Source organism: Streptomyces sp. NPDC031100 (genome assembly GCF_055570785.1).
Genome location: NZ_JBVIGN010000019.1, coordinates 48,151 through 72,437 on the forward strand (window position 1 = coordinate 48,151; position 24,287 = coordinate 72,437).

Below are 24,287 nucleotides of genomic sequence, written 5' to 3' on the forward strand. Positions count from 1 at the left end.
TACGTTAACCTACCAAACACTTGTTAGGGAAGGAGGGGTTGATGTCCGCTGCCCACGACGAGGCCCGGGCGACGTCCGACGGCCTGGTGCGCTACGAGAAGCTGGGCCCGGTCGCGACCGTCACCATGAACCGGCCCGACCACCGCAACGCCCAGAACTCCGCGATGACCTACGCCCTGGACCGCGCCTTCTACCGCGCGGCCGGCGACGACGAGGTCAAGGTCGTGATCCTCGCCGGCAGGGGAAGGCACTTCTCCGCCGGGCACGACATCGGCACCCCCGAGCGCGACGCCCACCTGCCGTTCGACCGCACGGCCGGGCTGTGGTGGGACCACTCGGACAAGGCGGGCGCCGAAAGCCGCTTCGCCCGCGAGTCCGAGGTCTACCTGGGCATGTGCCGCCGCTGGCGCGAGCTGCCCAAGCCCGTGATCGCCTCGGTGCAGGGCGCGTGCGTCGCGGGCGGACTGATGCTCGCCTGGGTCTGCGACCTGATCGTCGCCTCCGACGACGCGTTCTTCGCGGACCCCGTGGTGCGGATGGGCATCCCCGGAGTCGAGTACTTCGCCCACCCGTGGGTGATGCCGCCGCGGCTCGCCAAGGAGTTCCTCTACACCGGCGACCGGATGAGCGCCCGGCGGGCCTACGAGATCGGAATGGTCAACCGGGTGGTGCCACGCGAGGAACTGGCCGACCGGACGCTGGAGTTGGCGCAGCGGATCGCCGAGATGCCGCGCATGGGCCTGGCGCTGACCAAGCGCGCGGTCAACCAGGCCGAGGACCTGCAGGGGCTGCACGCCGGGCTGGACTCCGTGTTCGGACTGCACCAGCTCGCCCACGCCCACAATGCCGAGACCGCCAACGACTCCCTCGGTGGCATGGACATCCGCGCCATGAAGGCGGCCGGGACGAAGGAGGCCTGATGGACCTGGACTTCTCCGCCACGGAGGACGCCTTCCGGGCCGAGGCCCGCGCCTGGCTCGCCGCCCACGTCCCGGAGGCCCCGCTGCCCTCCCTGGAGACAGCGGAGGGCTTCGCGGCCCACCGGGAGTGGGAGCGCACGCTGTTCGCCGAGCGCTGGTCGGTGGTCTCCTGGCCCGAGGACTACGGTGGCCGTGCGGCCACCATCTTCGAGTGGCTGATGTTCGAGGAGGAGTACTACGCCGCCGGCGCGCCCGGACGCGTCAGCCAGAACGGCATCAGCCTCCTCGCCCCCACCCTCTTCGAGCACGGCACGGCCGAGCAGCGCGCCCGGATCCTGCCCCCCATGGCGAGCGGTGAGGTGATCTGGGCCCAGGCCTGGTCCGAACCGGAAGCCGGCTCGGACCTCGCCTCCCTGCGCTCCACCGCCGTACGGACCGACGGTGGCTGGCGCTTGAACGGCCAGAAGACCTGGTCGTCTCGGGCCGCCTTCGCCGACCGGGCCTTCGGCCTCTTCCGCAGCGACCCGGACGCCCCGAAGCCCCACCAGGGACTGACATACCTGATGTTCCCGCTGGACGCCGAGGGGGTGACTGTACGGCCCATCGGACGGCTGGACGGCAAGCCCGCGTTCGCCGAGCTGTTCCTCGACGAGGTCTTCGTGCCCGACGAGGACACCATCGGCGAGCCCGGACAGGGCTGGCGGGTGGCGATGAGCACAGCGGGCAACGAGCGGGGGCTCACCCTGCGCAGCCCCGGCCGGTTCACCGCGGCCGCCGACCGCCTCACCGCCCTGTGGCGCGACCGGGCCGACCCCTCCGACACCGCGCTGCGCGACCGGGTGGCCGACGCGGTGATCGGCGCCCGCGCCTACCGGCTGTTCACCTATGCAGGCGCCTCCCGCCTGTCCACGGGGAGAGCGATCGGCGCGGAGTCCAGCCTGAACAAGGTCTTCTGGTCGGAGCTGGACATCGCGCTCCACGAGACCGCCCTCGACCTGCTCGGCCCGTACGGGGAACTCTCCGACGGCGCCCCGGAGGCCCCGGCCCACGGCAGTTGGGCCGAGGGTCACACCTTCTCCCTCGCCGGTCCCATCTACGCCGGGACCAACGAGATCCAGCGCGACATCATCGCCGAGCGGCTGCTCGGCCTGCCGAAGGGACGCCGGTGATGCGGTTCCTCCTCGACGACGAGCAGCGGGAGTTCGGCCGCACCCTGGACGGCCTGCTGGAGGCGGCCCGTACCCCGGCGGTCGTACGGGCCTGGGCGGCCGGGGACACCGCACCCGGCCGCGCCCTGTGGGCCCGCCTGGCCGAGGCCGGCGTCTTCGCCCTCGCCGTGCCGGAGCAGCACGACGGGCTCGGCCCGCTCCCCCTCGAACTCACCGTCGCCTTCTGCGAGCTGGGCCGCCACGCGGTGCCGGGGCCGCTGGTGGAGACGGTGGCCGCAGCCGCTCTTCTCGACCGCCTCGACGACGGTGACGTGACGCGCACATGGCTGCCGCAGATCGCCTCCGGCAAGGCCGTCGTCTCGCTGTGCGCCCCTGGAGCGAGCAGCCCCTACGCCCTGGACGCGGACGCGTCCGACGCCGTGTTCGTCATCGACGGCGACACGCTGCGGGTGGCCGACGGGCACGGGCCGGTCCAGCCGTCCCACGACCCGGCCCGGCGACTGGCCCGGCCACATGGCGGAACGGTCCTGGCCCGGGGGCCCGAGGTGATCGCGGCGGCCGCGCACGCCGCCGAAGTCGCAGGCCTGACCACGGCCGCCCAGGCCCTCGGGCTGGGCCGCACCCTCCTGGCCCGCACCGTCGACCACGTCCGGCAGCGCACCCAGTTCGGGGTCGCCGTCGGGTCCTTCCAGGCGGTCAAGCACCGGCTCGCCGACACGCTCATCGCCCTGGAGTTCGCCCAGCCGCTGCTGCACGCCGCGGCCCTCGCGCTGGCCACAGCAGATCCGGCCGCGGGCCGGGAGATCGCCGCGGCGAAGGTCGCCGCCGGCGAGGCGGCGTACGCGGCGGCCCGCACCGCCCTGCAACTCCACGGCGCCGTCGGATACACCGAGGAGCCCGACCTCTCCCTGTGGATCCGCAAAGCCCGCCCCCTCCGGGACGCATGGGGCACCCCCTCCGCCTGCCGCGCCCGCGTCCTCGCCCCCTGAGCCCGGACCCAGCCTGCGGCACGCCGCACGAAGCCCTACCGAAAGGAGCAGCCGGGTGAGGCTGACGGAGGAACAGCAAGAGCTGCGGGCCGCTGTGCGGTCGCTGCTCGCACACCACGACGGCGCGGCGGCCTGGCGGCCCCTTTCCGAGCAGATCGGCGTGGCGGGACTCGCCGTCCCGGAGGAGTACGGCGGCGCGGGCTGCGGGGCGCGGGAAGTCCACGTGGTCATGGAGGAGTTGGGGCGTGTGCTGTCCCCCGTGCCGTACCTCGGCTCCGCGGTGCTCACGGTGCAGGCGCTGCTCGCGTCCGGCGACCGGGCAGCCTGCTCGCGGCTGCTCCCGCCCCTCGCGCAGGGCCGCACGGTGGGCGCGCTGGCGTGGGCCGAGCGGGGCTCCTGGGACCCCTCGGCGATCCGGGCCGCTGCCGCACCCGGACCCGGCGGGACATGGCGGATCACCGGGGCGAAGGAGCATGTGCTGGACGGGGCCGAGGCCGACCTGCTGCTGGTGGCGGCCCGTACGGCTGCCGGGGTCTCGCTCTTCGACGTGGCCGTGGACGGCGCGGGCGTACGACGCGAAGCGGCCGTCACGATGGACCGGACGCGAGCCCAGGCCCGGGTCGTCCTCGACGGCGCCGAGGGCCGGCTGATCGGTGCGGACGGCCGGGGTGGCGGGGCGCTGGCACACGTCCTGGACCTCGCCTGCACGGCACTGGCCGCCGAGCAGGTCGGCGCGGCCGAGCGCTGCCTCGAGCTGACGGTCGCCTACGCCCGGGAGCGCGTCCAGTTCGGCCGCCCGATCGGTTCCTTCCAGGCGGTGAAGCACCGGCTGGCAGACGCGTACGTGCTGGTGGAGTCGGCGCGTTCGGCGGCGCTCGGCGCGGCCTTCGCCGCCGCGGACGACTCACCGGAGCTGCCCCGCTGCGTGGCCGTCGCCAAGTCCGCCTGCTCGGAAGCGTTCTCCACGGTCGCGGGCGAGATGATCCAGCTGCACGGCGGCATCGGCATCACCTGGGAACACGCCGCCCACCACTACTTCAAACGCGCCCACGGCTCGGGCCGGCTCTTCGGTCCCCCGGCCTGGCACCGCGGCCGGCTGGCCGCCGGCCTGGGCCTCACCGCGGCCTGACTCTTCCCCTTGGCAATATTCCCACCAGGAACATGGAGTGGAGCATGTCCACACTCACCCCCAAGGCCGTTCCCCCGAGGGCCGCACAGGTCGACGACGCGGCGATGCGGGAGGTACTCGGCAGCTTCTGCACCGGGGTCGCGGTGATCACCGCGACACAGCCCGACGGGCGACCCGCCGGAATGGCCGTCCAGTCGTTCTCCTCGGTGTCGCTGGACCCGCCACTGGTGTGCTTCTGCCCGGCCCAGACCTCGTCCACCTGGCCGAAGATCCGCGCGGCCGGGCGCTTCGCCGTCAACATCCTCTCGGCCGACCAGCAACAGCTGTGCCGGCAGTTCGCGGTGACCGGCGGGGACAAGTTCGCCGGGGTCGGCCGGCAGCCCGGCCTGAACGGCGCACCGCTGCTCGACGGGGCGCTCGCGACGATCGAGTGCGACCTGGCGGGGACCTTCCCCGGTGGCGACCACGTGATCGCACTGGGCAGGGTCACCGCACTGGCGTCCGCGGACCGCATCCGGGACACCGAGCCGCTCCTGTACTTCCGCAGGACCTACGGGCGCCTGCGCTCCAGCTCTTCCAGGTCGGCCAGCATCGCGTCGGCGAGGTCCCGCTCCGAGGCGTAGTACCGCTCCGCCCACTTGAGGGTGAGCACGGGATAGGCCCACGCCGCGTCGGCGCGGCCGCCCTCGGCGTCGGCCTCGGCGCGCTGCCGCATGGTCTCGGCATACTCCCGGTGCCGGGCGAGCACGTCGCGCATCTGCTCCGGCTCCAGCAGGTGGCCGAGCCACAGCCGGAGCATGACGCCGTGCTTGAGCACCGGTGGTTCCACCGGTGCCTCGCGCGCCCAGGTGCGGACCGCCTCCGTTCCCGCGTCGGTGATCCGGTAGACCCGCTTGTCGCGGTTGCCGGTCCCCTGCGCGACCATCCGCGAGGTGACGTAGCCGGCGTTCTCCAGCCGCTTGAGCTCGCCGTAGATCTGGCTGAACGAAGGGCTCCAGTAGAAGAAGCGCAGCGACGAGTCCGCCCACTTCTTCAGGTCGTAACCGGACAGCTCCTCACCGAAGGAGAGCAGTCCGAGCACCGCCCAGCTGGTCGCCGGGAGGGCCGGGCGCTCCGCATCGCCACCGCTCTTCGCACCGCTCATCCTCTGCTCAGCCACACCGGCAGTCTACGGAGCCGGTGCGGGCCGTCCCGCCCAGGTCCCGGGGACGGCCACCGCCGGCAGGCGGGCCTGTGACGCCGGCGGCGCCGCGTGCGCTGTATCCGGTGGACCGGCGACCACGGTCCCGTGATGTTCGCTCAGGTCCCCCGTTGGGCGAACACGCACACAGGGGCGGGCAGATCCACTCCCCCATCGGTCTGCCCGCCCCTCGTGAACCTGCTGCGCCCTGTCAGGTTCTGTGGTCCGCGAAGAAGTCATGGTTCACGGCGATGGAGTCCCGCGACTCCTCCGGCACGTCGTCCTCGGGGTAGATCGCTTCCACCGGGCACACCGGTTCGCAGGCACTGCAGTCGATGCACTCGGTCGGATCGATGTAGAGCTGGACGTGTGTGCCGAAGGACGCCTCGTTCGGGCCGGGGTGGATCGCGTCGGCGGGGCACGCCTCCCAGCAGGCGGTGTCCTTGTTCCCGGCGCAGGCTTCGGTGATCACGTAGGCCATGGGCATCTCCACGTGGAAGGGATGGACTGAACGGCGCCGGGCCTCGAGCGCCGTCCGGGGTACGGCGGCTCAGCCGGCGTCGGCGAGTTCCGGCTCGGTGGGAACGTCCGGCCCGGTGAGGCCCATGAGGGCGGACAGGTTCTGCGGGGAGAAGAACTCCGCCCAGGGGACCGTGTTCTGGATGACCCCGAAGAACCGGTTGATGGCGTCCTGGTCGCCCCGCATCGCGGCAAGCACGTCTTGGAACGCGGGGTCGAACGGCTCCATCGCGGCGTGATCCACGATGAAGTCGTAGAGGGGTTTGAGGGCCTCGTTGCGCCGGAACTCGTACGTGCGCAAGGCCGTTTCGAGGGGCATCCGCCCGGAGAACCCGGCGTCGAGGGCCTGGGCGAGCAGCTCGGCGTCCCGGAACGCGTCGGTGATGCCCTGGGCGGTGATCGGATCCTTGTGGACACCGGCGTCACCGACCAGTGCCCACCCGGGGCCGAAGGGCTTGCGGAAGAAGTTGGGCCGGTTTCCCGCTCCCATGTACCGGTGCGCGAGCTTCCCGGCTTCGAGGCGTGCCCCCAGTCCCGGAGCGATGTCGTCGACCGTCTTGCGATATCCGGCGTGCACATCGGCCTTGAAGTCGGCGAAGTCGCGCTCCGGCCGTTCGACGAACACGGCGGCCTGATCGTCGTGGGTGGGAAACGCGATGACGGTGCTGCCGGGGCGGGTGTAGAACTCCAGACCCATGAGTTCCACGTCGTCCCAGTAGGTGTAGTAGCCGAAGGCCTTGGGCGGGACGACGTGGTACTCGGGTGCCGAGACCGTCTGTGCGACGATCGACCGCAGGCCGTCCGCGCCTATGACCATGCGGGCCCGCTCGGTGACGGTCATACCGCTGGCACCTCGTCCGCGGATCCCCACCACCCTGCCGTCCTCGGTGAGCACCTCCCGCACGGAGAAGCCCTCGCGGACATCGGCGCCGGCTGCTGCGGCGGCGTCCACCAGGATCTTGTCGAGGATGGTGCGTTTGGGGGCGTATATGGCGGCGAAGCCGTCGTCGACCGGATAGGGGAAGCCCTCCAGGGTGAAGTGGCCGTACCTGTCGAAGCAGAGATCGAGGACGATGTTGGTCACGGGAGGGCACTGGGAGGCCTCTATCTGGCCGAGCAGGCCCCAGCGCCTGAGCTGGGCGCTGCCCTCGACCGTGATCATGTGGGTCGAGACGGTGTCGCTGGGGAAGGTGGCCCGGTCCAGCAGGAGCACACGGTATCCCTTCCTGGCGAGCAGCATGGCGGTGGGTGCGCCGGACACACGGGCACCGATCACGATGGCGTCGTACACGGCCGATTCCCTTTCCTCGGGGTTCTTCCGGGCGTGAGCGGATCACTCGGTGAGGTCGCTCGACCGGTTCTGTGGCACACCGGCGGCGAGCTTGTCCTCGGTGCGCCTGCGCCAGATCTCGTAGCGTGGTTCGACGCTGATCAGGGGCAGGTCGCGGGCCGCTTCCTCGACGACGGCGGCCGCGTCCTCGCTGCCGCGTCCGCAGAAGACCCGGCACGCGAGGTCGGTGTGCGCGGCCGGGTTGCCCGCGGCGCGGCGTCCCCATGCCGCGGTCGCCGCGCCGCGGGCCAGCTGCGGCCGGCAGGCGGAGGCGTATGCGAGGACCGAGCGCAGTGCGGCCTCGTCGGCGCCGCCGCCGTAGGCCGACGCGAGGCCCACGCCGCTCCACAGGTCCGCGTGCCGCTCGGGCTGGAACCCCGCGACGAGGCGGGTGACGCGGTCCACCACCCCGCCGCTGGAGAACCACAGCGCCCGGCCCACGCCCTGGTCGAAGAACCGGCGGCCGTGCCGGGACAGCCGGGTGGGCACGGCGTGCTGCTCGACGTATCGCCGGCGTTTGAAGAAGGCCTCGTGGAAGCCGTAGCCGTCAGCGGTCACCCAGCCCAGCAGCGGGTCGAGGCCCGCCAGTTGGCTTTCCGGGGTCCGCCTCAGCCGTGCGTAGGCGAGGCCCACGCCGACATAGACCGGGTAGATGTGGGGGGCGCCGGGCCCGGCGACGAAGTCGTCGAGTCGCCGCTTGCGGGGCGTGACGGCGTCCAGTGCCGCCAGCCCCATGCCCGCGCCTTCATAGGCAAACCCTTTCAGCGGAGGTTCCACCGCCTCCAGGCGCGCCGCGAGAACCCGCAGCCGGGGATCCTCGAGTGCCGCGTGATAGCCCTCCATGAGAGAGCACGCCACCGGTGCGAAACGCTCCCATGCCTCCGGGGCGAACCCCGGCCGGGAGAACACCGCCTTGGCGGACGGGATTCCGAACAGCCGCCTCCGGACAGCTCCGGCAGTGGTCATGCGCGGGGCTCCTTCGCTGCCGAGGCGGGGACCGGTGTGCCGAGCCAGGCTGCTCGGATCTCCTGGCGCCACCGTTCGTAGGCGGGTTCGGTGCCCGCCCGGTCGGCGATGCCCGCCCTGCCGACGGGCCGGCCGGCCTCGTGGGCGATGGCGGCGACCGCGGCCGCTCCCCTCCCCCACACGACGTCGCATGCCACTTCCGTGTGAGGGGCGTGTTGCCCGGACTGCTCACGGAAAATGGAGGCGACCGCGGTGCCGGTGGCGAGGTCGGCACGGTGTCGGCCCGCCGCCTGAAGGAGGGTGACGATGGCGTCCCGGTCCATGACTCCCGCGGCGTAGGCGCAGGCCAGGCCGATGCCGCTCCACAGGTCGCCCTGCCGCGGGGCCGGGAAGGCGTGGATGGTGTCGATGATCCGCTGGACATTGGCGCCGGTGGAGAACCACAGGCTGCGCCCCAGACCGTGGTCGAAGGCGCGTGCCGCGTAGCCGCGGATCCGGCGCGGTGTCCGGTGCTGCTCGACGATGTCACGCCAGGAGAAGAAGCCCTCGTAGAAGCCGTAGCCGTCCATCACCAGCCAGCGCAGGAAGGGGTCCTGACGGGCGAGGAAGTGCTGCGGGCTGACGGGGACACGGGGCAGGACGAGTCCGGCGCCGATGTAGACCAGACAGCGGTAGGGCGCGCCGGGCCCGTGGATGAACGCGGGCAGCCGCTTCTTGTACGGGAACAGGCTGTCGAGCAGCATCAGCCCCATGCCGGCGCCTTCGTAGGCGATCCCCCGCAGCCCGGGCGGCACGGCCTCCAGCCGGGGGACGAGGCTCTCGTGCCGTGGGTGGTCCAGCGTCATGTAGAAGCTGTCCACGAGCGTGCGGGCGACCGGTTCGAACGTGAGCCAGGTCTTGTCCATGTCCTCCTGGGCCCCGAAACGTTCGGCCGCCATTTTCGGAAAGGAGTCCGCGGACAGCGGGAAGACCGGCTTGAGCAGCGTTCCGAGAGGCAGGGCCATCATCGGCCTCCCTGTGTCTCGGCGAGGCTCGCGGCAGCCCCGTCGGAGGACAGGACCTCGAACGACGGCTGCGGACGGAACCGGCCGTAGACGTACTCGAACAACGGGGTGGCCATGAGCGTGGTCGCGATGGCCATGAAGACCAGGATGGTGAACAGGGTCGGGGTGATCAGTCCTTCCTGGAGCCCGATATTGAGCAGGATGAGCTCCATGAGGCCCCGCGCGTTCATCAGGCTTCCCAGCGCCAGGGCCTCGCGCTGCGGTTCCTTGTTGAGCCGCGCCGCGAACCAGCAGGCAACTCCCTTGCCCAGTACGGAGATCAGGAGGATCAGCAGCGCGACTCCCCACAGGGTCACGCTGTTGACAAGGCCGATCTGCGTGTTGAGGCCGGAGAACACGAAGAACAGGGGCAGCAGCAGGTGGACGGTGAGCGGCTCGAGGGCGTGGCGGATGCGGTCGGCGAAGACACCGCGCGGCATCGCCGCCCCGAGGATGAACGCCCCGAAGACCGCGTAGATCCCGATGTAGTCGGTGAACCACGCCGCCAGCATGAGGATCATCAGCGTCAGCGTGATGACGGGCGAACTGACCCCGCCCTCCCGCTCGGCCTTGGTTCCCAGGAGGCCGAGCAGCCGCTTGCCGACGGTCAGCATGACGACGCCGTAGGCGATGCCGCCGCCGATGGCCAGGACGGCGACCTGCATGTCGTTCTTGAACACGGCGAGGACGACGGCGAGCAGGCACCAGGAGACCGCGTCGTCCGTGGCTCCGGCCGCCAGTGCGAGGGTGCCCAGTGAGGTCCCGGTCAGCCGGCGTTCGAAGATGATGCGGGCGAGCATCGGGAAGGCGGTGATGGCGATGGCCGCTCCCATGAACAGCATGGCCTGCCAGCTCTTGACGCCGTCGGTGAAGAACGTGTCGCCCTGTCGCACGAGCAGGGCCGCGGCCAGCGCGCCGAGGACGAGGGGCGTGAAGATTCCGGCCAGCGAGATCGAGACGGCACTGGGGATCCGGTGGCGGATCAGGCCGGTGTCGAACTCGAGGCCGACCAGGAACATGTAGAGGACGAGTCCGACCTGGGCGACCACGTAGATCATGGTCATGGACGGGCCGTGCGGGAACAGCTTCTCCTGTACGTCCGGGAACAGCAGTCCCAGCAGGGACGGCCCCAGCAGGACGCCGGCGATCATCTCCCCCACGACCAGCGGCTGCCCCATCCGGCGGACGAGCAGACCGACGAGACGGCAGACCGCGAGAATCGCGGTCAACTCCAGGAAGAAGCGGATGGCGAATTCCGAGTTGGACACTTTCCCTCCCGTTCTCAGCTGGTGGCCACCTGAGTGGTCAGGCGAACTGACGGCGCATGCGTTGGCGCCATATTTCGTAGGCCGGTTCGACCTCGTCGGTCGGGAGATCGACCAGGGCGGTGGCGGCGATGTCCGCCGCCTCGCGGCTGTCGATTCCGCAGATCACCCGGCAGGCGATCTCGTTGTGCTCGGCCGCGTTGCCCACTTGCTGCCGGGCCCTGGCCGCGACGATCACGCCTTCTGCGAGGCGGCCGCGGTAGGCGTCCGCCCGGGCGCGCAGCGCCTCGACCGTCGGCTCGTCGACCCCGCCGGTGTACCCGCAGGCCAGGCCGACGCCGGCCCAGAGGTCGCCCCGGCGTGACTCGGGGAACGCGTCGAGGGTCGCCACGACCCGCTTGACGTCCGCTCCCGAGGCGAACCAGATGCTGCGCCCCAGACCGTGGTCGAAGGCGCTCAGTCCGTAACCGCTGAGGTACTTGGGCATGGCGCGCTCCTGGACGTGCCGGCGGTGGGCGAAGAAGCCCTCGTGGAAGCCGTATCCGTCCAGAACCACCCAGTTGAACACGTCGTCGCGCAGCCGCCGGCGGAACGGTTCGGGATTGCGGCGCAGCCGGGCGAGGCCCATCCCCGCACCGAGGTAGACCGCGAAGATGTACGGGCTCGCGGCACCGTCCACGAAGCGGCGGGTGCGCTGCTTCCACGGCAGCAGGTGATCAAGAGCCGCGAGGCCGACCCCCGCGCCCTCGTAGGCGAACCCGCGAAGCTCCTCGGGGTACGCGTCCAGCTTGCGGACCAACGTAGCCTCTCGGCGGTTGAGGAGCGTCATCTGGCAGCACTCCGTCACCGTGAAGACCACCCTGCTCAGTCGCTCGGCGGCGGCACCGGCGTCCGACGCGGCGGCCGGCAGGTCCGACGGGCTGACCTCGAACAGCGGCCTCAGCGCGGCTCCCAGCACGGTCATGATGCGTCTCCCGTCGCTGAGGAGGCGACGGCGAGGCCCGTCTCCAGGCGTTGCTGCAACGTGTCGTAGGCCGGCGTGGACGGGGTGTCGGGCAGGTCCTCGAAGGCCCGGTCGACGAGGCGCGCGGCCGCCTGGCCGGAGATGCCGCACAGCACCTCGCAGGCCAGCTCGGTGTCGGGTATCGGATTGCCGGCGCGGAGCCGGCCCTTGGCCACGAACGCCGTTCCGACCGCCATCCGGGACGTGTGCCGGCCGGCGGCCGCGCGCAGTGCCTCGACGGTGGCCCGCTCGACGCCGCCGACGTACCCGCAGGCCACGCCGATGCCCAGCCACAGGTCGGCATGCCGGTGTGCCGGGAACGCCGCGATGGTGCGGGAGATCCAGCCGGCGTCGGCCCCCGAGGTGAACCAGATGCTCCGCCCGATGCCCTGGTCGAAGACGCGGCGGGCGAAGGCCGACAGATGCAACGGAACCTGCTGCCGCTCCACGAACCGCCGCTGCTTGAAGAAGCCTTCGTGGAAGCCGTAGCCGTCCATCACCAGCCACCGCAGCGCGGGATCGGACAGGCGCCGCATGAACGGCTCCGGCTTGCGGCGCAGCCTGGCCAGCGCCTCGCCCGCGCCGATGTGGACCATGTAGATGTGCGGGCTCCCGGGGCCCGCCATGTAGGCCTGGAGCCGGGAGCTGCCCGGCAGGAAGCAGTCCAGGCCGGTCAGTCCCATGGCTGCTCCTTCGTAGGCGTATCCGCGCAGTTCCAGAGGTGTCCGGTCGAGGCGAGGGATCAGGTCCTCGAAGCGGCTGCCGTCCAGGACCGCGTGGTAACCGCCGACCGCGGTCCGCACGACGGTCTCGAGGTGCTTCCACGTCGGGGTGTCGCCCCTGCTGAAGGAGGTGGCCTCCGCGTCCGACACGCCCATCACGGCGCGACGCAGTCTGCCAAGCGACAGGGTCATGGTTCATCGCTCCCGTCGGGTTCTCGATGGGTCCTGTTCCAGTTCGTCGAGGAGTCGCTCCAGTTCCTCGGGAGGCACCTCCGCGAGCAGCGCCGCGAGTTCCTCCTCCTGCGGTCCCTCGCCCGGTGTGTCCTGGCCGGTCGCGGCGGTCTCGGCAGGGGCGGACTCGCCGGGCTCCTGCAGCGCGAGAAGCGGCAGGATCCGGGTGGTGAGGTCGAGGACGGTCACCCCCTGGAGCAGGTCCAGGACCGAGACGTCCGCGCGCAGTGTCGCCTCGATGCGGTGCTTGACCTCGACCGCCATCAGCGAGTCGATGCCCAGGTTGCTGAGGTTCTCCTCGTCGCCGAACTCCGCCGGGTCCAGCTTGAGGACCAGTGCGGCGATGTCGTGCAGGTGTGCCGCGAGCACACCCGGGCGGTCCGCGTCGGACGTGCTCCGCAGGGTCGCGAGTACGGCGTCGGCGCCGACCGCGTCGTCCTCGCCCTGGAGGTCGGCCTGCGCCACACCGAGCTCGCCGAACATCGGCGGGAGCTGTCCTTGCATGGACGTCGTCCGGGCGGTCGCCCAGTCGGCCGTGATCGCCACCACGTGTGCCGGGCGCTGGCCGATGAGGCGGCCGAGAATCCTCGTTCCGGCCTCGGGGGTGATCAGCTCGATGCCGCGCCGCGCGTACATCTGCTCCAGGTTGAGCTGCTCCACCATGCCGACCGACCACGGCCCCCAGCCGATGCTCAGGGCGGGGAGGCCCAGGGACCGCCGGTGCTGGGCGAGCGTGTCGAGGAAGGCGTTCGCGGCCGCGTAGTTGGCCTGGCCGGCGGAGGCGATGACGGATCCGACCGAGCCGAACAGGACGAAGAACTCCAGCGGGGTGTCGGCGAACAGGCGGTGCAGGAGCCAACCGCCGTTCAGCTTGGGCCGCATCACGCGCTGGAAGGTGTCCCGGCTCATCCGCAGCATCAGCTCGTCCTCGACGACGCCGGCGGCGTGCACGACTCCCCCGATCGGTGGCCGGCGAAGCCGCTGGTGTTCGGCGAACCATGCGCGCAGCTGCGCCTCGTCGGCGGTGTCGACGGCAGCGCAGTGGACCCGCACCCCGCGGCCTTCCCACCGGAGCAGCTCGTCGACCAGGTCGCGTTGGGCGTGCTCGGGCGGCAGACCGTGCCAGGTTTCGCGCGGGGGAACGGGCGTCCGTCCCATCAGCACGAGGTGGCGTGCACCTCGGTCGGCCAGGAACCGGGCGACCAGGCGTCCGAGCGCACCGGAGCCGCCGGTGACCAGGTAGGTCACGTCGTCGTGCAGGGTCAGTGGGAAGGGTGGGGTGAGGTTCTCGGAACGCGCCAGGCGTGCGACGTACCGCTGCCCGTTCCGGAACGCGATCTGGTCCTCGCCGTGCCGCGCGGTGATCTCGTCGACGAGACGGCGCGCTTCCTCCGCGTCCGGCCCGGCGTCGAGATCGACCATGCCGCCCCACATGCCGGCGAACTCCTGGTGGCCGATCACGCGGCCGATCCCCCACATCGGGGACTGCGGCAGGGCGAGGGGGCGCGGGGCCTCTCCGACCGCCTGCGCCGTACGGGTGACCAGCCACACCCGCGGCAGCAGCTTGGTGACCCCGGCGGAGAGCGCCTGCATCAGGTGCAGGACCGAGAGCACTCCCAGGTCCTGGCCGTCCTGGAGTGCCGCGGCCGGGCTGTCCTCGGTGAACGGCACGTCGAGGCTCCACAGGTGCACGACTCTGCAGATCTCGGTCTCGTGCGCGAGGTTCTGCAGGAGCCGCTGGTAGTGATCGGCGCGGGCGGGGTCGATCACATAGCCGCCGTCCGGGGTCCGGACGGGCTCGGGCACCTCGCCGGGGGACACCGTGACGACGTGGCGCCCGGCCCGGGTCAAGTGCCGGAGCGCCTCGGCGCCGACTCCGCTGGTGCCGGTGAAGAGGAGCCAGGTGCCCGCCGGGTCGTCCTCCGGAGCGTCGCCGGCTCCGTTCGCCGGGTCGTCCTCGGGCGGCGCGGGGCGCCACTGGAGTTCGTAGAGGCTCTGGTCGATGCGTGCGGGGGCCAGGCCGGCCGCGGTGTCGAGGGACTGTGCCCTGAACCCCCGGATGTCGACGAGGACCCTGCCTTGGGCGTCGCACAGGGAGATGTCGCTGACGATGACCCGTGCGTCGGCCTCGGCGACCTCGGCCACCACGTACATCTCGTCGGCCGCGCGGCCGAGAACGGTGATGCTGTCGACGCCCACGGGCAGGTACGGCCCGGACGGCAGGCTCTCGTCCGCTTCCCGTGGCGCGGCGGACGTCAGCAGGACCTGGAAGGCCGCGTCGATCAGGCTGGGGTGGAACCGGTAGGTTCCGAGTTCGCCGCGCACGGGCTCGGGGACGGTGACCCGCCCGACGGTGTGCCGCGGGCCGGTGGCGATCTCCGCGACCGTCCGGAACGCCGGCCCGTACTGGAAGCCCATGTGCTCGACCAGGCCGTAGAACTCGTCACGGGACACGTGGTGTTCGCAGGTGCCGCGTGCCTCGTCCAGGTCCCGTTCGGTGCGGGCCTGTGGCCGTCGGCCGAGCGATGCGGTCGCGTGCAGCGTCCAGGTGCGGTCGCCGCCGGGCGAGGCCGCGTAGCTGGAGATCTCGACCCGGCCCGACTCCTGGTACAGGGTGGTGCGCAGCCTCGGGTCGGCCGTGCCGGGCAGCACGAGGGCCTTGCGCAGTTCCAGGTTCTCAAGGGAGTAGTCGCCCTCGCCGTACACCTCGTGAGCAGCTGCCAGGGCCAGTTCGATGAAGGCGGCGCCGGGAAGCACCGTGTTCCCCTGGACCCGGTGGTCGGCCAGGTAGGGCAGCAACCGTGAGTTGATCTCCCGCTCCCAGGTGGGATGGGTGGCGTTCATGTGCTGCCCGAGCAGGGGGTGGACCTGGGTGTAGTGGCGGTCTTCGCGGGCCTCTGCCGATTCGTTCCAGTAGCTCTTGAGCTGCCACGGGTAGGGCGGCAGGTCGAGCAGGCGTGCGTCCCCGCCGTAGAACACCTCCCAGTTCACCTCGTGGCCGTTGCTGTAGAGGGCACCGAGTGACCCGAGGAGTACGGCGTCGTCGGGTTCGTCACGGCGCAGTGAGGGCACCACGAGCCCCTCCTGCTGCTGTTCCGCGAGCAGTTCCCGCATGGAGCCGGCCAGGACGGGGTGGGGGCCGAGCTCGACGAAGTGGGTGTATCCGTCGGCCAGCAGCTGCCGGAAGGCGGCCGCGAACAGGACGGTCGCGCGGACGTTCTGCCACCAGTAGTGGGCGTCGGCGGTCCGGCCGTCGATGCGGGTGCCGGTCACGGTCGAGTACAGGGGAAGGGTGGCGGAGGCCGGGCGGATGTCGGCCAGTCCCTTTTCCAGGTCCTCCCGCAGGGGGTCCATGTAGTGGCTGTGGTACGGGACCTTGACGGACAGGAACCGGTGGAAGACCCCGAAGGTCTCCAGCTGGGCCGCCATGTCCTGGAGGATCCCGGCATCACCGGCCAGGGTGACCGCGGTCGGGCTGTTGACGGCGGCGACCGAGACCAGGGGGCCCGCGTCGGCCACGGCCTGGTTGAGGGTCTCGGGGGTCATGCCCACCGCGAGCATCCGGCCGGCTCCGGTGGCCCGCTGCTGGAGACTGCTGCGGTAGTAGTTCACCTTGACCGCGTCCTCGAAGCTGAGAACGCCCGCGAGGTACTGTGCGGCGACCTCGCCGGTGCTGTGTCCGACGACGCCGTCGGGCTCGACGCCCCAGGACCGCCACAGCTCGGCCAGGCCCACCTGGACCGCGAAGTTGGCCGGCTGGGCGACCTCCGTCTCGGCCATGCGGGACTCCTCCTCGGGTGCGAGGAGTTCGTCGAGCAGGGACCACCCGGTGTACGTGCTCAGCTCCTGGTCGCAGCGTTCGACGGCGGCACGGAAGACCGGCTCGGTGTCCAGCAGTTGCCGGGCCATGGCCCACCACTGGGGGCCCATGCCCGAACAGACGAAGGCCAGCTTCGGCCGCTCCTTCGCGGGAGCGCGTCCGGCCGCGACGCCCTTGGTCTCGTGCCCCGCGCCGAAGGCGCCGAGTTTCTCTGCGGCCTCGGCCGCGGTGGCGGCGACGATCGCGAGCCGGTGGTCGTGGTGGCTGCGGCGCAGGGCGCGCGTGTACCCGATGTCCCTCAGGTCGTGCGCGGTGTCCGACAGGACGTCGTGCAGGGACTCCGCCATGTCCGCCAGTGCCTCGGGGGCGCGGGCCGACAGCGGAACGAGATACCGTCGTTGATCCTGGGTGCGCGGCGCGGCCGGCTGCTCGACGGGTGGTTCCTGGAGGACCACGTGGGCGTTGGTGCCGCCGAAGCCGAAGGAGTTGACCCCGGCGTGGCGTGAGCCGGGCACCTTCGGCCAGTCGCCCAGCCGTGTCTGGACGTGGAGTTGAAGGTCCTCGAACGCGATGGCCGGGTTGGGTGTGTGATGGTGCAGCTGCCCGGGGATCCGGCCGTTCTTGAGGGAAAGCGCCGCCTTGATCAGACCCGCCACTCCGGCGGCCGCCTCCAGGTGCCCGATGTTGGTCTTGACCGACCCGATCACCAGGCGATGGCCTGCGGGGCGTCCCTCGGCGAAGACCCGGCCGATGGCGCCTGCCTCGACGGGGTCCCCCACCGGAGTTCCGGTCCCGTGCGCCTCGACGTACTGGACTTCGTGCGGCGCGATGCCGGCCTGCCGGCAGGCCGCACGCATCGCCGCTTCCTGGGCGTCTCCGTTGGGGACGGTGATGCCGTTGCTGTGGCCGTCCTGCGAGACGGCCGTCCCCCGGATCAGGGCGTAGACCGGGTCGCGGTCGACGAGCGCCCGCGCCAGGGGCTTGAGCAGGACGACGCCGACGCCCTCGCCGCGCGCGTATCCGTCGGCGGACGCGTCGAAGGCCTTGCAGCGGCCGTCCGGGGACAGGAATCCGCCCTTGGACTCCGCGATGGTCATGTTGGGCGCGATCATGACGTTCACGCCACCCGCCAGGGCCTGCGAGCACTCCCCGTTCCAGATGCTGCGCGCCGCCAGGTGGACCGCGACCAGCGAGCTCGAACAGGCGGTGTCCACGGCGAGGCTCGGCCCCCGGAAGTCGAACGCGTACGACAGCCGGTTGGCCAGCATCGTCATCATCATGCCGGTGGCCGAGTGGGACTGGAGCTCGTAACGGCTGTGCACGCCGTAGTTCTGCAGCAGCTGGTAGTCCAGGGTGAAGCCGCCCATGAAGACGCCCGTGTCGCTGCCGGCGAGGTGGTCGGCCACCTGGCCGCCGTCCTCCAGGGCCTCCCAGGCGGCCTGCAGCAGCAGGCGCTGCTGGGGGTCCAGCCAGATGGCCTCACGCGGAGAGATCCCGAAGAACTGTGCGTCGAACTGATCGATCCGGTCGAGGAATCCTCCCCGCCACGTGCTCGTCTTGCCGAGCTTGGTGGCGTCCGGGTCGTAGAACTTGCCGGCTTCCCAGCGGTCCGGGGGCAGCTCACGGGTGGCGTCGACGCCGTCACACAGCAGGTCCCAGAACTCGGCCGGGGTGGTGGCGCCGCCGGGAAAACGGCAGCCGATTCCTATGATGGCGATGGGTTCTGGCGGCGCGTCGGCCGGCGACCGGTCAGTCATGGCGCCTTTCCCCTTCCGCGGTGCGAGAGGCCGCCCCGAGTTCTCGGGAGAGTTCGGTCAGCAACAGGTCCTGTGAGCTGTGGAGAAAGAAGTGGGAGCCCGGGAGCATGACGAGCCGGAACGGCCCGTCGGCCTGGGCACGCCACCCGTCGAGATCGCTGCGGCTCACGCGCACGTCCTGGTGGCCTCCGAAGACGGTCATGGGCACGCCCAGAGGGTGTTCGTCGCGGTAGTGATAGGTGTCGCAGACTTCCAAGTCGGCCCGGAGCGTGGGCAGAAGGGCCCGCATCAGTTCGGCGTTCTCGAGCACCTGTACGGGCGTTCCCTCTTTGCGGAGCACCGTCTTCAGCACTTCGTCGGGCAGGTGGTGGATCCTGATGTTGGGGTTGGGCAGCTGGGGCGCCCGGAACGCACCGAGGAGCAGCCGGGACGGCAGGGGTGCGCCGGTGCGCCGCAGGCGCCGCGTGAGCTCGAACGCGACGAGCGCGCCCATGCTGTGACCGAAGAAGGCGTACGGCATGTCCAGCCGGGGCAGGACGGCCTCGTACAGGGCCTCGATCAGGGGGTCCAGCCGCCGCAGGGCCGGCTCGGCCACCCGCGACTCCCGGCCCGGAATCTGGGCGGCCCAGATGTCGACACCGGCGGGCAGTCCTTCGCTCCAGCCGCGGAACGCCGAACTGCCGCCACCGGCGTAGGGAAAGCAGAACAGGCGGAGCGTCGGCGCGTCGGCGCAGGAGTACCGGACGAACCACCTGTCGGTGCCCTGGGCGCCGTGCGTCTGGCCGCGCAGGAGTTGGACAAGGCGCGCACGCTTGTCCTGAGGCAGTCGCGCGATGCGCTCGTGCGGGATCGCGCCCTCACCCAGAAGGCTGGTCATCGGCCCTCCCCCGTGCCGACGGTCTCGTCGGCCTGCCGGAGCCGGATCCACCGGTCACTGAGCGGTGTCGAGGCGCGTTCGCGCAGATGGACCTCGACGAGCGACATCAGGGACTGGTCGGCCCGCCATCGCTTCGCCTGCTCCTGCTTGGCCGGGTTCCACGTCTCGGCCTCGAACTCCTCCAGGACCGTCGCCACCAGTTGGCCCGACAGGTGCTCGATGAACTGGATGTTGGCCGCGAACTGCGTGCTCAGGTCCGCTTCCGCGAGGCCGGCCGTCATGCCGATGTGGAGGCGGCTCATGAAGTCGAAGTCGTAGAACCGGACGAAGGGGGCCTGGTCACGCGGTTCGTCGTCTACGGCGCCCCACTCCCGGAAGAAGCGCTGGACCTCGCCGCCGACCGCGCTGAAGCGGGCGAGGCCGGTCACCATGTCGGGGCGGTCCGCCAGGTGCCGCAGCACGTCGTGGAAGTAGAGCAGCCCGGGAACGGCCCAGTACACGGCCGTGTCCCAGATCACCTTGGCGAGCATGACGCGGGCGTTGCCCATCAGCGCGTACTGGTTCTCGTAGATGCTCAGCCAGCCCTCGGCGATCAGCAGGAACACCTGGTTGTGGATCGCGGCGAGTTCCCCGATGTCGTCACCGTCGAGCGCGTGCGTGATCAGGTCGGTGATCAGGCCGTTGCTGATGGCGATCAGGTCCAGCCCCGGGGAGTACAGGGGGTCCAGGAAGACGCCGGCCTCCCCGGCGATGCACCAGCGGTCCTCGGAGAAGACCTGCTCGCAGCTGTAGGCGTAGTCCTTCATGACGCGGAAGTCCTGCAGCTTGTCGCGGTGCTGCCGGATGTGGTCCGCGCACTGCGGCTCGTGCCGTTCGAGCCATTCCATGGCGCGCTCGAACTGGTTGAGGTCCTCGAACGGGTGGAGGTCCGGGTCGGTGACGATGCCCACGCTGGTGGAGCCGGAGGCGAGCCTGATCAGCCAGACCCAGTAGCCCGGCCCCATCAGGTGGTTGGTGGACAGTTCGCGCCGGCCCTCCTCGATCCGGGAGTGCCATGCCGGATCGTCGGACCACTGGTCCACGTCGATGGGGCAGCCGACGCGGAACCAGACGGCGTTGGCCCGGTGACCGACCTTCTTGGCGAGGCCGAGGCGCCGCTTGAGCAGGGATGTGCGGCCGGTGGCGTCGACCACCCACCTCGCATGGATCTGCCGGGTGGCGCCGTCGTCGGTGCGGACCTGGAGCCGGTGGTGTTCGGCCTCGGGCAGCAGGTCCACGCTCTCGGCCTTCGCCCCGGGCAGGAACTGCACGCCGCGCGCGGCGAGTTCCCGCCCCAGGGCGTTCTCCAGGCGGCCGCGGTCGAGCTGGTAGGTGCCGACCGCGCCCGGCGGGCGGACGGAGTGGCCGAGTTCCACGCGGCGGGTGATGTCGTCGTTGCCGTCCTTGGAGAAGAACACGCGCAGCCCGTACTTGTTCAACTGCTGGGACTGCAGGTGCTGTTCCAGTCCCAGGACCTCCCGCAGGTAGTAGCCGGCGATCTCCACCGTGGACTCCCCGACCTTGTGGGCCGCCTCCGGCACCGGGTGTCCCTGGCGCTCCAGCACCACGATCCGGGTGCCGGGGCGTTGCCTGCGCAGGTGCAGGGCCAGGGTCAGCCCGGCGGCTCCGCCGCCGACCACGGCGACGTCGACGACGTCGTCCGGTCCCGTCGCCACGACGTTCCTGTCGTTCATCGCGCCCTTGTCGCTCATGGGGCCACCGCCGTGGTGCGGGTCCCGAGGGTGATCCAGGCGCTGTCGATCGGATCGACCGGGTCGCGCTCCTTGTACCGCTCCACGACTTCCCGCAGCAGCTCGTCGGCGCGCCACTGGGCGATCCGGGCCTTGGCGGCGTCGTCCGCACCGCGCTGCTCCAGGCGCTCGATGACGGTGCTGACCAACTGGCCCGCGATCTGCTCCAGCAGAACCACGTTGCGTCCGAACTGCTCCTCCAGCTGTTCGTCGCCGAGGCCGGCCGCCATGCCGTTGTGCAGGTCGACGATGAAGTCCAGCAGGCTGTAGGGGTCGGCGAACACGTCGGACGCCGGCTCGTTGCTGACGAGGTGCCACTCTTTGAGGAACTGCTGGACGCGGGTGTGCAGAAGCCAGGTGCGCTGGAGGTTGGCGAAGGCCCTCGGGCTCTCGCCGAGGCGGCGGAACGTGTCGTGGAAGAACAGCAGACCGGGCACGGCCCAGTAGATGATCGTGTCCCAGATGACCTTCGCCACCATCACCTGCGGATTGCCCATGACGGGGTACTGGCCCTCGTAGGCGACCAGCCAGATCTCGCTGAGCACCAGGTAGACCTGGTTGTGCGCCACGGTCCGCTCCTGGACGTCCTCGCCCCGGAGGTCCCTGGTGACGAGATCGGTGATGAGGCCGTTGCTGATCGCCATCAGGTCGCCGCCGGAGGAGTAGAGCGGGTCGATCGAGACACCCGCCTCACCGGTCAGGCACCACCGGTCCTCGGAGTACACCTGCTGGCAGCCGTAGGCGTAGTCCTTCATCACCCGGAAGTCCTGGATCTTCCCCTGGTGCCGCCGTACCTCGGCCGCGCACTGCGGCTCATGGTCGGCGAGCCAGTCCAGGGCCCGTTCCAGGGTGTTGAACCCCTCGAAGGAGTGGGCTGCGTCCTCGGCGACGATGCCGATGCTCGTCGACCCCGACGCGAGCGGGATGAGCCAGACCCAGTACCCGGGTCCCATGAGGTGGTTGGTCGACAGCCGGCGCAGGCCGCCGCTGACCCGGCCCCGCCACTGCTCGTCCTCGGACCACTGCTGTACGTCGACTTCGTGGTCGATGCGGAACCAGGAGGCGTTCGCGCGGTGGCCGAGCGCCCTGGCCAGGCCCAGCTTGCGCTTGAGCAGGCCCGCGCGGCCCGTCGCGTCGACGATCCAGCGGGCCCGGAGCGTGTGCTCGTCCGCGCCGTCGAGGACGTGCACGACATGGTCGTCACCGCCGGTGGCGAGTTCCACGTCGCGGACCTTGCAGCGCTGACGGAACGCGACTCCCAGGTCGGCGACGAGTCCGCCGAGCGCGTTCTCCAGTCGGCCGCGGTCGAGCTGGTAGGAGGCGAGGGGGGCTTCGGAGACCTGGCCGTACTCGACGCGTCGGGTGATGTCCTCGTTGCCGGAGTGGGTGAAGAACATCCGCAGGCCGAACTTGTGCAACTGCTCGGTGTCGAGGTGGTCCTCGAGCCCGAGGACGTCACGCAGATAGTGGGCCTGGACCTCGACGCTGGACTCACCGACCTTGTGGGCGGCCTCGGGCACGGGGTGCTGCTGCCGTTCGAGGACCGCGACGCTCAGTTCGGGGGCGGTGCGCTTCAGTTGGAGAGCCAGGGTCAGTCCGGCGATGCCGCCGCCGAGGATCGCGACATCGAAGCGCTCGGAGGTGTCACGCATAGCTGACCTCGCTGCTGTGCTGTTCCATGCTGTCCGCTCCCTTCGGTTCGTGACCTGCGGTGCTTTCCCCCGCGCGGGGCGCGCGCAGGGCGATCCAGCCCTCGCTGGTGGGGTGGCTGCGCCTCTCCCGCCGATGGGTGGCGATCAGGTCGGCGATCAGGGGATCCCGCTGCCAGCTCTGCACCTGGGCGATGACGCGGTCGTCGCCGTACCGGTCGCTGTGGGCGTCGATGACCGCGGTGACCAGCTGGCCGGCCAGTTGGGCGAAGAGCCGGGTGTTGGCGGAGAAGCGCTCGGGGAACCGGCCGCCGGGCAGGTCGTCGGCCATGCCCGCGTGCAGCTTCACCATGAAGTTCAGCGGAGAGTAGAGGTCGACGAACCGGGCCTCGAGACGGGAGTCATCGATCGCCGCCCACTCGCGGAAGAACGCCTGCACCCGGTTGCTGATCTCGGCGAGACGTTCCAGGTCGGCGGCCACGGAGGCGCTGTCGGCCACCGTGCGGAACCCGTCCTGGAAGAAGAGCAGGCCGAAGACCCCCCAGTAGAAGGCGGTGTCCCAGATCACCTTCGAGACCATCACACGGGCGTTGCCCATCAGCGCGTACTGGTTCTCGTAGATGACGCGCCACAGGTCGGTGATGCGCCGGAACAGCGCGTCGTGTACGGACGCCCGGGTGGTGACGTCCTCACCGTCGAGGGACCTGGTCACGAGGTCGGCCACCAGGCCGTTGCTGATGGCGATCAGATCCAGGCCGGGTGAGTAGAGCGGGTCGAGAAAGATCCCGGACTCACCCGTCATGCACCAGCGGGCACGGCCGTCGTAGACCTGGTCGCAGCCGTAGGAGTAGTCCTTCATGACCCGGAAGTCCTGGACCTTGTCGCGGTGTTCCTCCACGGCCCGGGCGCACTGCGGCTCGTGGCGGCGCAGCCAGTCCAGCGCCCGCTCAAAGGTGTTGTACTCGTCGAACGGGTGCGTGCCGGCCTCTGCGACGATGCCGATGCTGATGGCCCCGGAGGGGAGCCGGATGAGCCAGACCCAGTAGCCGGGTCCCATCAGGTGGTTGGTGGACAGCTCGCGCCGGCCCTCCCGGATCCGGGCGTGCCATGCCGGGTCGTCGCTCCACGTGCCGAGGTCGATGGGGTGGCCGATCCGGAACCAGGCTGCGTTGGCCCGGTGCCCCACCTCCTTGCGGAGGCCGAACCGTCGCTGCAGGAAGTGGCTGCGTCCGGTGGCGTCGATCACCCACCGGGCCCGGACGGTGCGCTCCTGGGCGTCCGCGAGCAGTCGGACCTGGTGGGGTGAGCCGTCGGGCGAGAACTCGACCTGGAGCACCTTGCTCCCGGGCAGGAAGTCGACGCCCTCGCGGGAGCAGGCTGCGCCGAGTTCGTTCTCCAGGCGTCCGCGGTCCAGCTGATAGGTGGCCAGCGGAGGAAAGACCGAACTGCCCAGTTCGACGCGCTCGGCGATGTCCGTGTTGTCGTGGTTGCTGAAGAACATGCGCAGACCGAACTTGCGGATCTGCCGCGTCTCCAGGTGTTCGCGCAGCCCGAGGATGTCGCGCAGGTAGTGGGCGGCGATCTCCACGGTCGACTCGCCGACCTTGTGCGTGGCCTCGGGCACGGGGTGCTCCTGCCTCTCGGCGACCAGCACCCGGATGCCCGGCCGCACCCGGTGCAGGTGGAGCGCCAGACTGAGTCCGGCTGCCCCGCCGCCCAGGATCACGGCGTCGTAGTGGTCGGGCGTGGTGGCGCCGTCGACGACGCGCGTCCGCAGCTTTTGCGTCAGCAGAGCCCGCTTCTCGGCGGACAGGTCGGATATCCGATGCCGTGCAGGTTGGGTCATGCGTCCCCCTTCATCCCAAATGACTCTCGGAGAGAGGGATTACGGACGACTTACTTCACATGCAAGCTGAGGGCTTCGATGC

18 protein-coding genes are annotated in these 24,287 nt (G+C 70.8%); 5 read left to right on the plus strand and 13 right to left on the minus strand.

What is annotated here, in order from left to right; all coding sequences use genetic code 11:
• Positions 1–41 precede the first annotated feature (41 nt).
• Genes ACZ5DS_RS38480 through ACZ5DS_RS38500 form a run of 5 tightly spaced genes read left to right on the plus strand, consistent with a single transcriptional unit; the run spans position 42 to position 4,830 of the window.
• Positions 42–920, plus strand: coding sequence for an enoyl-CoA hydratase (locus ACZ5DS_RS38480; RefSeq protein WP_468248102.1), 879 nt, complete (start codon positions 42–44; stop codon positions 918–920).
• The gene (locus tag ACZ5DS_RS38485) at positions 920–2,089 is read left to right on the plus strand and encodes an acyl-CoA dehydrogenase family protein (protein WP_468248104.1); all 1,170 of its coding nucleotides are present in this window, start codon (positions 920–922) and stop codon (positions 2,087–2,089) included. The genes ACZ5DS_RS38480 and ACZ5DS_RS38485 overlap by 1 nt, the downstream gene beginning before the upstream one ends.
• Entirely contained in the window at positions 2,089–3,078 is a 990-nt protein-coding gene (locus ACZ5DS_RS38490) for an acyl-CoA dehydrogenase family protein (RefSeq protein WP_468248107.1), read from the plus strand. Before ACZ5DS_RS38485 ends, ACZ5DS_RS38490 begins: the two co-directional genes overlap by 1 nt.
• A gap of 55 nt (positions 3,079–3,133) precedes the next feature.
• Entirely contained in the window at positions 3,134–4,207 is a 1,074-nt protein-coding gene (locus ACZ5DS_RS38495) for an acyl-CoA dehydrogenase family protein (RefSeq protein WP_468248109.1), read from the plus strand.
• A gap of 44 nt (positions 4,208–4,251) precedes the next feature.
• Positions 4,252–4,830: a flavin reductase family protein gene (locus ACZ5DS_RS38500; RefSeq protein ID WP_468248111.1), complete on the plus strand. Its 579-nt coding sequence runs from the start codon at positions 4,252–4,254 to the stop codon at positions 4,828–4,830.
• On the opposite strand, the gene ACZ5DS_RS38505 is transcribed toward ACZ5DS_RS38500, so the two are convergent.
• The 13 genes from ACZ5DS_RS38505 to ACZ5DS_RS38565 form a co-directional block, all read right to left on the minus strand.
• Entirely contained in the window at positions 4,758–5,351 is a 594-nt protein-coding gene (locus tag ACZ5DS_RS38505; RefSeq protein WP_468248328.1) for a PadR family transcriptional regulator, read from the minus strand. The two genes, ACZ5DS_RS38500 and ACZ5DS_RS38505, sit on opposite strands and share 73 nt — an antisense overlap.
• Before the next feature lie 247 nt (positions 5,352–5,598).
• Entirely contained in the window at positions 5,599–5,868 is a 270-nt protein-coding gene (locus tag ACZ5DS_RS38510) for a 4Fe-4S dicluster domain-containing protein (protein WP_468248114.1), read from the minus strand.
• A gap of 69 nt (positions 5,869–5,937) precedes the next feature.
• Entirely contained in the window at positions 5,938–7,197 is a 1,260-nt protein-coding gene (locus ACZ5DS_RS38515; RefSeq protein WP_468248116.1) for an NAD(P)/FAD-dependent oxidoreductase, read from the minus strand.
• A 42-nt stretch (positions 7,198–7,239) separates the two neighbouring features.
• Positions 7,240–8,202: a DUF1702 family protein gene (locus tag ACZ5DS_RS38520; protein WP_468248118.1), complete on the minus strand. Its 963-nt coding sequence runs from the start codon at positions 8,200–8,202 to the stop codon at positions 7,240–7,242.
• Positions 8,199–9,206 carry a DUF1702 family protein gene (locus tag ACZ5DS_RS38525; RefSeq protein WP_468248120.1) on the minus strand — a complete coding sequence of 336 codons (1,008 nt, stop codon included), beginning with the start codon at positions 9,204–9,206 and terminating at the stop codon, positions 8,199–8,201. The genes ACZ5DS_RS38520 and ACZ5DS_RS38525 overlap by 4 nt, the downstream gene beginning before the upstream one ends.
• Complete coding sequence (locus ACZ5DS_RS38530; RefSeq protein ID WP_468248123.1) at positions 9,206–10,513, minus strand: cation:proton antiporter; 1,308 nt, start codon at positions 10,511–10,513, stop codon at positions 9,206–9,208. Before ACZ5DS_RS38530 ends, ACZ5DS_RS38525 begins: the two co-directional genes overlap by 1 nt.
• Before the next feature lie 37 nt (positions 10,514–10,550).
• Positions 10,551–11,474 (minus strand): DUF1702 family protein, encoded by a 924-nt coding sequence (locus ACZ5DS_RS38535; RefSeq protein WP_468248126.1) that lies wholly within the window; start codon positions 11,472–11,474, stop codon positions 10,551–10,553.
• On the minus strand, positions 11,471–12,427 hold the full coding sequence (locus tag ACZ5DS_RS38540; protein WP_468248128.1) for a DUF1702 family protein: 957 nt from the start codon (positions 12,425–12,427) through the stop codon (positions 11,471–11,473). The genes ACZ5DS_RS38535 and ACZ5DS_RS38540 overlap by 4 nt, the downstream gene beginning before the upstream one ends.
• Positions 12,428–12,430: 3 nt before the next feature.
• Positions 12,431–18,043, minus strand: coding sequence for a type I polyketide synthase (locus tag ACZ5DS_RS38545; protein ID WP_468248130.1), 5,613 nt, complete (start codon positions 18,041–18,043; stop codon positions 12,431–12,433).
• A complete protein-coding gene (locus ACZ5DS_RS38550) occupies positions 18,036–18,920 on the minus strand; it encodes a thioesterase II family protein (RefSeq protein WP_468248133.1) in 885 nt (294 codons plus the stop codon). The genes ACZ5DS_RS38545 and ACZ5DS_RS38550 overlap by 8 nt, the downstream gene beginning before the upstream one ends.
• Positions 18,917–20,671, minus strand: a complete 1,755-nt coding sequence (locus ACZ5DS_RS38555) for an NAD(P)/FAD-dependent oxidoreductase (RefSeq protein ID WP_468248135.1) — start codon at positions 20,669–20,671, stop codon at positions 18,917–18,919. The genes ACZ5DS_RS38550 and ACZ5DS_RS38555 overlap by 4 nt, the downstream gene beginning before the upstream one ends.
• Entirely contained in the window at positions 20,668–22,362 is a 1,695-nt protein-coding gene (locus tag ACZ5DS_RS38560; RefSeq protein WP_468248137.1) for an NAD(P)/FAD-dependent oxidoreductase, read from the minus strand. Before ACZ5DS_RS38560 ends, ACZ5DS_RS38555 begins: the two co-directional genes overlap by 4 nt.
• Positions 22,355–24,205, minus strand: coding sequence for an NAD(P)/FAD-dependent oxidoreductase (locus ACZ5DS_RS38565; protein WP_468248139.1), 1,851 nt, complete (start codon positions 24,203–24,205; stop codon positions 22,355–22,357). The genes ACZ5DS_RS38560 and ACZ5DS_RS38565 overlap by 8 nt, the downstream gene beginning before the upstream one ends.
• Between the last annotated feature and the right edge of the window lie 82 nt (positions 24,206–24,287).